Source organism: Sediminispirochaeta smaragdinae DSM 11293 (genome assembly GCF_000143985.1).
GTDB lineage: Bacteria > Spirochaetota > Spirochaetia > DSM-16054 > Sediminispirochaetaceae > Sediminispirochaeta > Sediminispirochaeta smaragdinae.
On sequence record NC_014364.1, the window covers coordinates 4,306,340 to 4,319,775 of the forward strand.

A 13,436-nucleotide genomic window follows, 5' to 3' on the forward strand; every position below is an offset into this window, starting at 1 on the left:
GAAAGCAGCCATTGGTGCTTTCTTCCCGCAAAACGATCAGAACAGTCCGGTAACCTTGCCGGTCTCGGTATCTACATCTATCCGGCGAAAGGCCGGGTCCGATGCAGTACCCGGTAAGAGCTTTATTCCGCCCGCAACGGGAACGATAAGTTCGGCTCCCTGATAGACAAGAACATCCGTAACGGGAAGGGTCCATCCCTTTGGCCGGCCTTTCAGTTCCGGATCGTGGGAGAGACTCAACTGGGTCTTCACCATACAGGTCCCCATGGAAGCGAGATTAGTATCATCCTGAATCCGGCGAAGCTTCGCATCCGCTTCCGGCGTATAGGAGACAGCCTCTGCACCGTAGATTTCTCGGGCAATGAGTTCTATCCGTTGCTTTTGAGGCATAGAGGTTTCATACAGGAACCGGAAGTCGCTCTTCTCTTCGCAAGCCTCGACAACCGCACCGGCAAGATCTTTGGCCCCTTCGCCCCCTAATTCCCAATGCCTGGAAAGAGCAACTCTGGCACCCGCTTCTTCGGCCGCTTTCCTAACCGCAGCAATCTCCTTTTCGCTATCCATATAAAAATGGTTGATGCAAACCACCGGTGTGATACCACTTTTTTTGACATTCTCAATATGGGCAATAAGATTCTCACATCCCTTCTCAACAAGCGCAACATTTTCACTGGTGTAGGCCTCATCAAGGGGCTTTCCCGGCGTAACCCTGGGGCCTCCGCCATGCATCTTTAAGGCTCTGATCGTGGCAACGATAACGGCGGCATCGGGCACGAAACCGCTGTAGCGGCACTTAAGATTCCAGAACTTCTCAAATCCAATATCCGCACCGAATCCACTCTCGGTTACATGGTATTCCGAAAGTTTCAAACCGATACGATCCGCAATAATGGAGGATTGCCCAATGGCAATGTTGGCAAAGGGGCCGGCATGAACAAGTACAGGCTGCCCTTCAATGGTCTGCATAAGGGTCGGATCCATCGCCTTCACCATGATGGCTGTCATGGCACCGTCCACTTCGAGGTCCGCGGCAGTAACAGGATTGCCTTTTCGGTCCCAAGCAATCTGCATACGGGCGATACGACTTCGAAGATCTTTTAAATCCCTGGCAACGGCAAGAATGGCCATCAATTCCGAAGAGACGGTAATCTGAAAACCGCTCTTCATCATAAAGCCGTCCATCTTGTCGCCAATTCCAATGATGATCTCCCTGAGCGCCTGGGCGGAAAAATCAATGGCCCATCCAATTGCGGGATTATAGGGATCGATATTAAGTCGCTTTAGCTTCTTTCTTTCTAAAACATCATCACCATAATTAAACTCATGCTGCATTCTGGCCGTCATTGCCACCATAGCAAGATTGTGTGCATTAGTGATGGTATCAATATCCCCGGTAAGGCCGAGACTGAATTCCGTCATCGGCACACAAAGGCTCAAACCGCCGCCGGCAGCCGATCCCTTGATATTAAAGGTGGGTCCACCGGAAGGCTGCCTGATTGCTCCCGAAACTTTTTTTCCGAGAAGACCAAGCCCTTCGACAAGCCCCATGGTCGTTGTGGTTTTCCCCTCCCCAAGGGGTGTCGGAGTTATAGCGGTAACATCGACATACTTCCCATTCGGCCTATCGACCAGACGAGAAAGAATCTTTCGGTAATCAAGTTTTCCCAGATAATGGCCGTAGGGAAGAAGCTCTTCGGTTAAGACCCCAAATTCTTCAGCCAGCTGCTGAATAGGTTTCATACTTTTTTCAGCTTCTGCGGCAATCTCCCAATCTTGCATAATAGTCGGATCAAGCTTTTTCGCCATAGTGCCTCCTTTTGATTCTCCACAAAGGGAGAACAAATAAATTGGTCGCTATACACCTGCTTTGGGTTTTGTAGTGTCAATTATGCAACAAAGTGAGACAAATGGCAACAAAAAAAGCAGAAAAAAGAATTTTACATCAAAAAAATACAAACTTTTTTACATTTTCAATAATTTACCAGTATTTTTTTACCGTATTCTCTAATTAAGCAAACCAGCAACGGCGGCACCTATCACCGGTGCATTATCAACAGAAAGGAATCGTACATAACGGCCATGTTTCTCGGTCAGCTCACGAAAAAGATAACATCGGGTTCGTTCGGCAAGGGCCCAGGTCTTATAAAAGGTGGTTCCGTCGGCAACAATGGCAACAGGAACAGTTGGATCTTTCCCTTCTCCGGTTTTCAACACAACCGCAGCCAAACTGATGGCGGCAAGCTTCGCGGCCCTGGCAACAATGGAATCAAACAAGAGGAAAAGATTCTTCCGATCTTCATCGTTTGAGGCCTTCTGAAAAAAAGGATGCTCACGATCCCGTGGTTCGTGAAGGTAACGATCCATCTCCACCGTAGTCATTGATTGCTTTGCCTGAAAATAGTCCGCAAGGGAAGCGGAAAAAAGCCCCTCTTTCGAAGCACGCACCGCAGCAGCAAGGCAAAGGGGGCCCAGATAGGCTCCGGATATCATCTTCTCAAAATGGAATAAGTCAGGTTTATCGGTGGAGGCAAAAAAATCACGGTCGATCTCGCCTCCGAGGAAACCAGCATATCCCCCGGTCTCCATGTTGATGGCCATATAGGCCCCGGGAGCAGGCGCCTTGAGGGTTCCAATAGCCTCGGTCCGTTCCAGATATGAACAATTGGTTCCCGTCCCGAAGATAAAACCGATATACCCTGAGTAACGCCCTTCTCCGCTTCTGGCCTTCCCCGCAAGCATTGTTGCAACGGTATCGTTAAGGACCGTAATCTGCTTCGGCGAAGTACCGTACCGTTTCAGCAACGCCCGGTTAAGGGACTCTCCGATGAGAGCGCCCTCTACCTCCGGCGCTTCAACTTCCTTGGTGAAACGAATGAGACGCCCGTCTCTATTGGGCAGAATTTCCGTGGGATAGGAAAAACAAAATCCGATGGTATCGGCATCGGCTACGGATGATTCCATCTTTTCGGCAATCTGCTCGAAAAAAGATTCCCGCCCGACAGGCCCCCCGGTTCCAGGCATCGCACTCTTCGAGAAATGCTCCATCACCGGCTCTCCATCGCTATTGAAGTGAAAGGTAGCCGAACGAAAATTTGTTCCACCCGCATCAAGGACGATTACGGGCTTCCCCTTCGGCACCTCACCCTCGGCGGCAACCCAGGCAGGGATCATGGCAAGGCTTGAGGATTCGCCCTGAAGCCCTCTTTCCATTTCAGTGAGAAATCCCGCAACCCCCTCTTCGAAAGAAACGCTCTCGGGAAGCAGTCCCTTCTCGGCAAGGAACCCGTCGATATCCTTCATCAGCTGTCTCCTTCCTCGAAGAAGCCATGATGGCTTGAGAAGGTCATGACTGCGGGAATAAGTGTCAGATTAATGATGTCCTGACGATCGATGTCAATTTCCGCTTCCCGGAGGTTGGTAAGTAAGTCCCGAACCTGCTCCCTCGTTCGAACCTGGGCCGTGATCACCATCAGCTCTCCGCGCTCGATTTTATCTCCGCGAAAGAAACCCGAAAAAAGATTCAATTCATCGGAAAGTGCTCCGGAAATATCCTGTCCGTCAAAAGTGGAAGCATGAGTGATCCCGATACTCTGAAGAGCAAGAAAAATATCCTCTTTCAAATCGGAATCGGCTACCTCAAGAATCATATAGTACATTTCATCCTCCTTGGGGAGCGTGATCTGAAGAACCCTTCGCTTCCCCGGACCTTCGCAAGGCGAAACGCGTCAGCAACGGTCCAACCACTTCGGTTATCACCGTGGTAAAAAGCAATATATTAATGATGGCACTAGCCATCCCAGCACCGGCCGAACCATATTCAGGCTTGGTGAACTCTTTATTAATCGACAAGGCAAGGGCAAGGGCTACTCCCACCTGAGGCAGAAGCGCCAGGCCGATATTATTACGAACATTCTTCGGTGCTTTGCCAAGTATCGCTCCCAGCGAAGCCCCTCCGATTTTACCACAGCTCCTCAGTCCGAAATAGGCCAATCCCATGATACCGATCTTGCTGATCGAACGGAGATCAAGATGAGCTCCTCCAAGGATAAAAAAAGCGGCAAGGAAGTAAGGACTTAAGTCGTCGATGATTGAACTACTCTTTTTTCCAAGCACCGGGAAACGATTAATCATCATGGCACCAAATACCATAACCGCCAGCAACTCGGAACACCCCAGCAGTTCACTTAGCCCCAGGAGCCCCAGAATCGTAGCGGCAAGTAACAGTCTGATCCAATCGGTGCTTCTACTCTTTTTCAATATACTACCGAACAGAAAAGCAGCGAAGACGCCAAGGGCCAGAGATTCTCCGATCGAGACGAGAGTGGAAAGGATAATCTTCGATACGTGAACCTGTCCACCGATGATGGACGCCTTAACAAAAGCGGACGCGATAACATAGATAATAAGCGCCATCGCGTCATCAATACCGACAACCGCCATGATGGTACTGGTAAGGGGCCCTTTGGCACCATACTGCTTAATAACGGCAACGGTGGCGGCCGGGGCCGTGGCAGAGGCAACGGCCCCCAACAAAAGCGCCGTCTCGGGGTTTCCAGGGAAAAGCAGCATAATACCAATGTAAACAAAGGCAAAGGCGGTCAGACATTCAAACAAAACAATAAAAAGGATCGTCTTTCCAAGTTTCTTGATCACGTCAATCCGAAGCTCCACACCGATGATAAAGGCAATAATGCCAAGAGCAATGGTGGAAACCGAGGAAAGGTGGTCAAGGACCGAGGAAGAGAGGAGCCGTAAGACCGACACACCAAGCATGACGCCGACCAATACGTATCCTGTTACTTCGGGAATTTTCAGCTTCCCTGTAACTCCTTTCATGACGAAGGCGGCAAGAAATATTGCCGACAGATAGAGAAATACGTTCAATTCCATAACAAACAATACCCGTCAGTTAAGAGGACGAAAGATTTTGATAACCTCTTCCGGTGTCGTAGCCGAGGATAGGGCCTTTCTTCTTGTTTCACTCTTCGTAAATAGAACAATTTTCGAAAGTATCCCAAGATACTCGGTTTGCTGATTTTCCGGGCCGCCAATAAGGAAGACAATAGAGACAGGTTTATCATCGATGGCGCCCCAGTCCACCTCTTCTCCAAGGATGGCGACGGTAATAAAAAAATCTTCAACACACCCGATCTTTGCATGAGGGACCGCTATTCCAAGACCGATCCCTGTGCTCATGATCGCTTCTCGTTCAAAGATGGCAGTCTTGAACTCCTCAAGGTCCTTCACCTTCCCCGCGGAGAAACAGACATCAACCATCGTTTCCAAAATGTCATCCTTCACCGATGAATCGGTAAAGAGCATATTTTTCTCATCGAGATACTCATACAGCTTCTTCATGTATAAACCCCTTGTCATCCCCAGATGGGGACTGGAAAATAGTAGAATCTTGCTCCGGCAGTGTCAAGCAAGCTATCGCATCCAACAACCCATTCAAATGCTAATCCGACTTTTCCGGGAAAAGAACCATCGAACTCCCGCCCCCATATTCTCCGATACCGACACCTACATCTGATCGATACTTCTCCATAAGTCGTTCTATGCGGGCCGCAGCCGTCCGGCAGCGATCGACATATTCCATGGCTCTCGATATATCATGGACCTCGATTTCCATGGAAAGTAAATCAAGAGCACCTTTCAAAATAGTCAGGGGCTGTGTTATTTCATGGGCCGTTGTGACCGCCATGGCAAGAACGGTATTCCTTCGTTCCAGTTCACGGATACGCTCACGGCTCCGCTTCAATTCAACCTGTACCTGTATCCGTGCGAGGACCTCTTCCTGTCTGAGGGGTTTGGTTACATAATCCACAGCCCCAGCACGAAACCCTTTTAATGTGCTTTCCATATCGGAAAGAGCAGAAAGAAAGATCACGGGAATATCTTTGGTGTGTTCATCACTTTGTAAAAGTCGGCAGGTTTCAAAGCCGTCGAAATCGGGCATCATGACATCAAGAAGAACAATGTCCGGTTGCCGATTCTTTGCAAGCTCAGCCCCCTTTCGTCCGTCCTGAGCGACAAAGACCTTGCAGCCATTAACCTCCAGCACATCGTGCAGCAAGGCAAGGTTAATCGGAGTATCATCGATAATCAAAACATTGATGATGTCATCATTCATCGCTCTCTCTCCGAGGACATAAAGATTTCAAGCTCATCCTGAATACGGTGAATTTGAAAGCCTTCCGCCAAAGTACGAAAGTAGTTGAAGAATTCAGGGAAACGATTTTTCCCATGTCCGTCGACAAATTCGATAAAGGCACCGACATCTCCATCACCGATGAGAGAACGCATCTGCCCAAGAACAGAAACAGCAGGAATCTCCGAAGGCAAAAGATCTGCAATGGGAACACGAGAGTCAATTCCCATGCGATATTGTTCGGTGCTATGCACAAAAGCCTCCTCACACCATTGAGCATCGTTTTTTTTATCACAGATTTCAACAGGAATTGTAAAGATGAAGGAGCTCCCCCCAATCTCGGCATCCCGGTATTCAAGGATTCCTCCCATCATTCTGGTAAGCTCACGACTGATGGTCAGGCCAAGGCCCTGCCCCTCAACCCTGCCGGCATATTCCGCTCCTCGGGCAAAAGGCTCAAATATGCTTTTCTGCAATTCTTCGGAAATACCCGGCCCCGTATCGCTCACGATGATGCGGAGGACCCGGGCGGCACTTGTTTCATCGGAAGAGGTTCCCACCTCGCATTCCACCCGCCCTCCCACAGGGGTATATTTTACGGCATTCGAAAGAATATTGTTCAATATCTGCAAAATCCTCTTTTTGTCACCAAGCAAGAACATAGGAAGATTTGGTCCGAGGTAAACCCGAAAATCAAGTCCATGCCTTTTTGCCGTAAGGCGGTAGCCTATTGCAATCTCTCTCAGGAGATTTCTAAAAGAAAAACCCTTTCGCTCTATGACCATCCTTCCCGCTTCCATCTGCGTAGCATCGAGGATGTCGCTAAGAAGCTCGAGCAGGTGATTACCACTCTCGCAAATACTGATACTCAAACGTCGATTACGGGAAGAAAGTTCATCATCGGAAACCAAAAGCTGTGCATATCCGATAATGCTGTTCAGCGGAGTTTTGATGTCGTGACTCATATGAGCAAGAAAACGCGCTTTTGCCCGATCGGCCTTCTCCGCCTCTAGTTTAGCCGTCTCCAGTTCCCGACGAAACCGAAGGTCGTGAACAACAACTACGGCTCCTCCGACTTCACCGGCAGAATCAAGAAGCAGAGAAAAGGCAGCCAGTACCGGTATTGCATCTTCCAGAGAAAAGCCACATAAAACCTCGCGTTCCAGGGTTGCCGTCGAATCAAGTTTATCGATATCAAACTCGGTCATGGGATCAAAAGAATCCGTTGTAGGGAAAAGACGAATGAGTCTCTGCCCAATAAGTGCTCTCCGACGGATTCTAAGCATTTCAAGGATACGATTATTGGCATCACGGATAGTACCAGCAGCATCCACCAACAAAACACCATCGAGCATTTTGGACATAATATAACCGGCGGCAAGTTCAGGAGTGACATCAAGCATGCGGTAGCGGGTGATTGCATACCATGTACCGATCATGATAAGGACCAAAACGGCTGGTGCGATATTCGGCCATGGAGAAGAAGAAAAAGAAGGAAGAAAACTAAGGGCATTCAAAAACAGAAGCGTAGCAAGAAAAAAACCAATAATCAAATTGGCCTGCTTCTTAAAGCGCACCACATTCGTCCGCATACGCCATTTGATAAGAAGAAAGAAGCCTGCCGATAATGATCCAATCTGGTAAACAAGATATGCTCGGTACCAGGGGGAATCTACCGCGTGGACTTCAATGGTGGCAAAGGCATCGGGACGAAAGAGAAACTCTTTTGCCATAAGCACGCCGGTGAGCGCCTTCCATGAAAAAACCAAGGCAATCAGATACAAGAACGACGTAACGCTTTTTCTCAGGCCTTTTACTTCGGTAAGTATCATGACAAAATGAAAAACCAACGCAGGGAGGAAACACCAGCTAGGAGCGGTCAAACGGTACCAGAACCAGGCAAAGGTTTCGTTGTCGGCCGCATATAAAAAAGCATACCCCAAGCACCATATCCCAACCGAAAGCGAAAAAAGGAAAAAGAGCACCCCCTTCATCGTTTTGGAGTTTCGTCGAAGCCCATCAATCCCCGCCACCATCGAAACAAGAAATCCAGTATAGGAAGCAAGGGAAAGCAGATTCATGCTCTATCCCCTCATGGGAGAAACAACTCCCGAAATTTTTCAAAGTCGAAATATTCTTCGAAAAGAGAACATATTTTCTGATACTTATCATTATCGTACAGTTGCAGCTTCGTGTTCTCAAAGACTTGCATCACCCGCTGTTCGGTTCCGGCAGTATCAAGGTCAATAAGAAGCGTCGGGATATCCGCTTCTTCGAGCATACGGTGTACCTCGGGATCAAGGGCCGCATCATCCTTACAGGTTATGATGATCCCGCCGACAGGATCGGTAAGCTTCGCGTTATGTTCCAAGACTTTTCGGAGCCTTTCGGTAGAACCAGATCCTATAATGATGAGATCCCCGGGGCCAATATAGCGAGCGAGATCGAGGTATTCGGTACGCAGACTAATAATCCGGACACTTCGGCAGGACCTGTGCCAGCTTTTTTCTTTACAATCCCCCACTACCTCTGCGTCTTTAAGCTTCCGCCTGATAAGATCCATTGAAGGATTTGGCAAATCCGACATCACAGGAAGAAAACCAAGGATTCGAAGCGGCTCTGAAAAACCGGGATAGGCCCTACGCAGAAGCTCTTCAGTAAGATAACGGCGAGATTGATCAATCTTATCCGGTAATATCTTATTAAAGATAATGCCACGAACATTGCACCCTTTATGCATAAAGTACGTAAGATCAACCTCCAGCATATCCAGAGCCTTGCCGATTCCTCCCCCAGAAAGGAAGACCACATCCGCTCCAAGCAGCTTTCCGACTTCCGCATTTGAAAGGCCTATGATGCCGCCAACCCCGGGATGCCCCGTTCCTTCGGCTACAACGACATCCATTGAGGCAAAATGGGCCATTGCTTTCATAATATCCTCGCGAAGTTCCATCGTGACCATTTCACGATCGGGATTAGCGATATAGGCCTTCGTAAAGCCGGAACGAAGCTGAACAGGAGAAGCAAATTCCGTCTCGGCATCATCGATCCCGGTAAACGCCGTCACAATCTTTACATCCTTATCAACGGTAAACCCGGAGGCAAGCTCGACAAGCTCCTGTCCCACCGGCTTGATATATCCTATCTTCTCCGGTGGATAGCATCGCTTGAGAAGATGAATAAGACCAAGACTGGTTACCGTCTTTCCCGCATGTTGTCGAAATCCGGTAATATAGATGATCTTCGGCGCCATATCGGACCTCCTCCAAAGAAATCATTTAGCTTACACATAATAGTAATGCAGAAAAACAACAAAGTACAAACATGATCATCTCGCCAAAATTGAAGAAAGACCATATAATCGGCCCCATGGAAAATCGATCGGAGTATCAAACCTTTGATCTCCTTGCAGACGCTTCGAACGCCTTCCCGGAGATCCAGGAAGCCATCTACGATGCAGCAGCCATTGCCTCAGACCATGATCGTCCCATTCAGGAACGTATATCAGCCTTTGAAGATATCATCGATTCAGAAGTCGGAGATACCCTTCTGCTTCGGGCGAGAAACATCGAACGGGAATTCGGACTCAGGCAGCTCTATCTAAAATTCGAGGGAGGAAATCCATCGGGAACTCAAAAAGACCGGATTGCCTTTGCCCATGTTCGCGATGCAATGCGTCGAGGTTATAGTGGTATCGCCATAGCAACTTGCGGAAATTACGGAGGAGCCATGGCCTTTGCCGCCCGGCTCGCGGGACTTTCCTGTACGGCATTTATTCCTCAGAGCTATAAAACCCGTAGAATTAGCGAGATGGAAGGATACGGCGTGGAAATCATCCGAACGCCGGGAGACTACGAAGATGCTGTAGACCGATGTCGGGAATATGCGACGGAAAAGGATATCTACGATGCAAACCCGGGAGATACAAACTCAGTGTTACAAATGGAAGCCTATGGCCAGATTGCCTATGAATTGTACGACGAGCTTCGTGATGCTCCCGCTGCCGTTGCAATCCCCGTTTCAAATGGATCAACCCTGGCGGGAATACAACGCGGTTTCATCAGTCTATACAGAAGAGGAAAAACGAGTAGAATGCCGAAATTGATCGCAGGCTCTGCAACCAAAAAAAACCCGATCATCAAAGCCTTTAAAAGCGGTCTTTCAGAATGTTCTGATCTTGCTCCCGATTCGATACATGAGTCAGCGGTTAATGAACCACTGATAAACTGGCACTCTATCGATGGAGATCAGGCACTTTCGTCGATTTACAACTCCAGAGGTTGGGCCATGGATGCCACCGATAAGGAGATGGTTGCCTTTGCAAGGATCATTCGGGAGAAAGAGGGGCTAAATGTCCTTCCTGCGTCTACTGCGGGTTTGATTGCCATGTTGAAGCGGCATAAAGAGGAGCCGCTTCCGGGAGATCGTTATGTGGCAATCCTTACTGGCCGTAAACAGTAACTACTGTCCGGAATCGTGGTGGAAAATGAATAAAATCTCCTTTTCTCGTAGTTACTTATAGTAAGAACAATACGAAAAAGGAGTTTCCCATGTTCCTTCCCCCCTTCTGCCCCAATCCCCATTGCCTCAATCACTTCTCTCCAAAAGGCCACTGGTTCTTTAGAACAGGTTCCTACTCTACCCAAACCTCTCCCCGTATCCAAAAGTTCAAATGCAAAACCTGCCACCTCTCCTTCTCCACTCGCACCTTCAGCATCGACTACTGGACCCATTTCCACCTCCCCTACACAACCATCCTCTCTCACCTCGTCACCAGCTCCGGTATCAGAGACCTCTCCCGTATCCTTAAGGTCTCATGCTCCACCGTCTCAGACCGTATCCGTCGCCTTTCCCACCAGTGCCTTGCCTCTTCCGCCTCCCTCACCTCAGACATGAACCTCCACGAAGACCTGGTCGCAGACGGCTTTGAAAGCTTCGTCTGTTCCCAGTACCTCCCCAACAACATCCACATCCTGGCAGGAAAAGACTCCCAGTTCTGGTTCCTCTCCGACTATGCACAGCTGACCAGAAAGGGACGTATGACCTGCTATCAGAAGAAGAAAAACAGGGTGATCAAGGAGAAGCTAAAGGTCTATAGAGGAAGTGTTTATCAGTCCTTTCAGAATGTCGTGGCAAAGGTGCTTGCCCTGACCGAGCAATCGGAGAGGGATAGGGTGAAGTTGTATACCGATGAGCATACGCAATACAAAAGGGTGATGAAGGGACTACCGGCAGAGGTGGCAGGGAGGATAGAGCACCACAGGATCAGCTCGAAGAGGGTTCGGGATCTGTGTAATCCCCTCTTTAGTGTGAATTATCTTGACAGGGAGATACGGAAGGATGACTCGGATCATGTGAGGCAGACGGTCCAGTTTGCAAGGAGTACGGTGAACATGCTGGAGCGGCTTGAGATCTACCGGTATTATCACAACTTTATGAAGCCCTATCGGGTTGGGGGAAAGGATGAGAAGCGGGGGCAGACACATGGGGTGGTGGCTGGGATAGAGGGGAAGAGGATAGCATCCGAGCTGAGGACTCTTTACAGTAGGCGGAGGTTTTTCTTACGGAATCAGCCCATGAATCGGAGTGGGAGGGAGCTGTGGGTCAGGTGTATTCCTACACCCTTACGGTGGGTGATTGACTATCTGCCCTCTTATGCATGGGCTTAAAGGTAAAGGAATCACCACGATTCCGGACAGTAAGAAAGCCGTTCGATCAACGACCGAACGGCAGAGCGTACGTACCCTCTTTCGGGGGCATTATTCGCCAAACAAAAAATTAGTAACCGAGATCGAGCATCGCATCGGCCACTTTCTTGAAACCGGCGATATTCGCTCCCTTTACATAATTGATGTATCCATCCTCAGTACGTCCCTCACGGACACAAGCATCATGGATGTCTCCCATGATCCGTTTCAACTTTTCATCCACCTCTTCGGCGGGCCAGGAAAGTTTCATGGAGTTCTGGCTCATCTCCAAACCGGAAACAGCAACCCCGCCAGCATTAGCGGCCTTTCCAGGAACAAAGGGGACTTTCGCTGCAAGGAATTTTTCTACAGCCTCTGCGGTACAACCCATATTACTGGTCTCGACCACGAATTTGACACCGTTTGCCATCAGTTTGTCTGCATCATCTCCGTGCAGCTCATTCTGGATGGCACAGGGGACAGCAATGTCTACGGGAACATCCCAAGGACGCTTTCCGGGGAAAAACTTTGCACCAAACTTAGCGGCATAAGGCTCAACCACGTCGTTATTGCTGGCGCGCAGTTCAAGCATGTAGTCCCATTTCTCCTGGGTATTGACTCCCGCTTCGTCGAGAATATATCCATCGGGCCCCGAAATGGTAAGGACCTTCGCCCCCAGTTCGGAAGCCTTCATACAGGCACCCCAGGCGACGTTGCCGAATCCGGAAACAGCAATTCTCTTGCCTTTCATGGATTCTCCGGTACTTTCCACCATCTGCCGAGTAAAATACATCGAACCGAAACCGGTGGCTTCCGGCCTGATCAAAGAACCGCCCCAGTTCCTTCCTTTTCCTGTCAACACGCCGGCATTTACCAACTGGAGGCGTTTATATTGTCCGTAAAGGTATCCGATTTCCCTGCCGCCGACACCGATATCGCCTGCAGGTACATCGGTTTCGGGACCAATGTAACGCCAGAGGCTTGTCATGAAGCTGCGGCAGAAACGCATAATTTCATTATCGCTTTTTCCTTTGGGGTTGAAATCACTTCCCCCTTTTGCACCTCCCATCGGAAGGGTCGTCAGACTATTTTTAAAGGTCTGCTCGAAACCAAGGAATTTCAGCGTACCCAATGTCACGCTGGGGTGGAAACGCAAACCGCCTTTATACGGACCGATAGCGTTATTGAACTGTACACGATAGCCACGATTTACCTGAACATCCCCGTTATCATCTTCCCATTCAACCTTGAAGGTGTAGATGCGATCCGGTTCGGTAATCCGTTCAAGTATTTTCGCATTCAGATATGCCGGATTATCGTTTACAACATCGATAACCGATTCTATTACTTCCTGAACAGCCTGAATAAATTCAGGTTCGGCCGGATTCTTTTTTTCAAGCTCGGCCATAAATTCTTTTATGTTGTACACTCTCGTCCTCCATACGGTATGTCTCTTGGCGTTGGGACACGTTGTTACTCTAACGCTCAAAACAAACGCAGTCAAGTATTATTTCGTATTTTGTTAATTTACGGCTTTATAATCATTTATTTACGCAAGAATGGTTTTAAAAATAGCGGTTTCTCACAACAGATATAAG

At 48.8% G+C, this 13,436-nt stretch carries 11 protein-coding genes; 2 read left to right on the forward strand and 9 right to left on the reverse strand.

The window, feature by feature from the left end; all coding sequences use genetic code 11:
* Positions 1 to 36: 36 nt before the first annotated feature.
* From SPIRS_RS20075 to SPIRS_RS20110, 8 genes are all read right to left on the reverse strand, one after another.
* Positions 37 to 1,806 (reverse strand): formate--tetrahydrofolate ligase, encoded by a 1,770-nt coding sequence (locus tag SPIRS_RS20075; RefSeq protein ID WP_013256526.1) that lies wholly within the window; start codon positions 1,804 to 1,806, stop codon positions 37 to 39.
* A gap of 198 nt (positions 1,807 to 2,004) precedes the next feature.
* Complete coding sequence (locus SPIRS_RS20080; protein WP_013256527.1) at positions 2,005 to 3,300, reverse strand: hexokinase family protein; 1,296 nt, start codon at positions 3,298 to 3,300, stop codon at positions 2,005 to 2,007.
* Complete coding sequence (locus SPIRS_RS20085; protein WP_013256528.1) at positions 3,300 to 3,656, reverse strand: hypothetical protein; 357 nt, start codon at positions 3,654 to 3,656, stop codon at positions 3,300 to 3,302. Before SPIRS_RS20085 ends, SPIRS_RS20080 begins: the two co-directional genes overlap by 1 nt.
* A 1-nt stretch (position 3,657) precedes the next feature.
* Positions 3,658 to 4,890, reverse strand: a complete 1,233-nt coding sequence (locus SPIRS_RS20090) for a cation:proton antiporter (RefSeq protein ID WP_013256529.1) — start codon at positions 4,888 to 4,890, stop codon at positions 3,658 to 3,660.
* Between the two features lie 15 nt (positions 4,891 to 4,905).
* Positions 4,906 to 5,358: a PTS sugar transporter subunit IIA gene (locus tag SPIRS_RS20095; RefSeq protein ID WP_013256530.1), complete on the reverse strand. Its 453-nt coding sequence runs from the start codon at positions 5,356 to 5,358 to the stop codon at positions 4,906 to 4,908.
* Between the two features lie 100 nt (positions 5,359 to 5,458).
* Positions 5,459 to 6,133: a response regulator gene (locus tag SPIRS_RS20100; protein ID WP_013256531.1), complete on the reverse strand. Its 675-nt coding sequence runs from the start codon at positions 6,131 to 6,133 to the stop codon at positions 5,459 to 5,461.
* Positions 6,130 to 8,232: an ATP-binding protein gene (locus SPIRS_RS20105; RefSeq protein ID WP_013256532.1), complete on the reverse strand. Its 2,103-nt coding sequence runs from the start codon at positions 8,230 to 8,232 to the stop codon at positions 6,130 to 6,132. Before SPIRS_RS20105 ends, SPIRS_RS20100 begins: the two co-directional genes overlap by 4 nt.
* Positions 8,233 to 8,243: 11 nt before the next feature.
* Positions 8,244 to 9,404, reverse strand: a complete 1,161-nt coding sequence (locus SPIRS_RS20110; RefSeq protein ID WP_013256533.1) for an AAA family ATPase — start codon at positions 9,402 to 9,404, stop codon at positions 8,244 to 8,246.
* Positions 9,405 to 9,520: 116 nt separating this feature from the next.
* Between SPIRS_RS20110 and SPIRS_RS20115 the strand changes: the two genes are divergently transcribed.
* Positions 9,521 to 10,612 (forward strand): pyridoxal-phosphate dependent enzyme, encoded by a 1,092-nt coding sequence (locus SPIRS_RS20115; protein ID WP_245537638.1) that lies wholly within the window; start codon positions 9,521 to 9,523, stop codon positions 10,610 to 10,612.
* Positions 10,613 to 10,701: 89 nt separating this feature from the next.
* A complete protein-coding gene (locus tag SPIRS_RS20120; RefSeq protein ID WP_013256535.1) occupies positions 10,702 to 11,820 on the forward strand; it encodes a hypothetical protein in 1,119 nt (372 codons plus the stop codon).
* A gap of 109 nt (positions 11,821 to 11,929) precedes the next feature.
* Here the strand turns inward: SPIRS_RS20120 and gdhA are convergent, their stop codons facing one another.
* Positions 11,930 to 13,267, reverse strand: a complete 1,338-nt coding sequence (gdhA, locus tag SPIRS_RS20125) for an NADP-specific glutamate dehydrogenase (protein ID WP_013256536.1) — start codon at positions 13,265 to 13,267, stop codon at positions 11,930 to 11,932.
* Between the last annotated feature and the right edge of the window lie 169 nt (positions 13,268 to 13,436).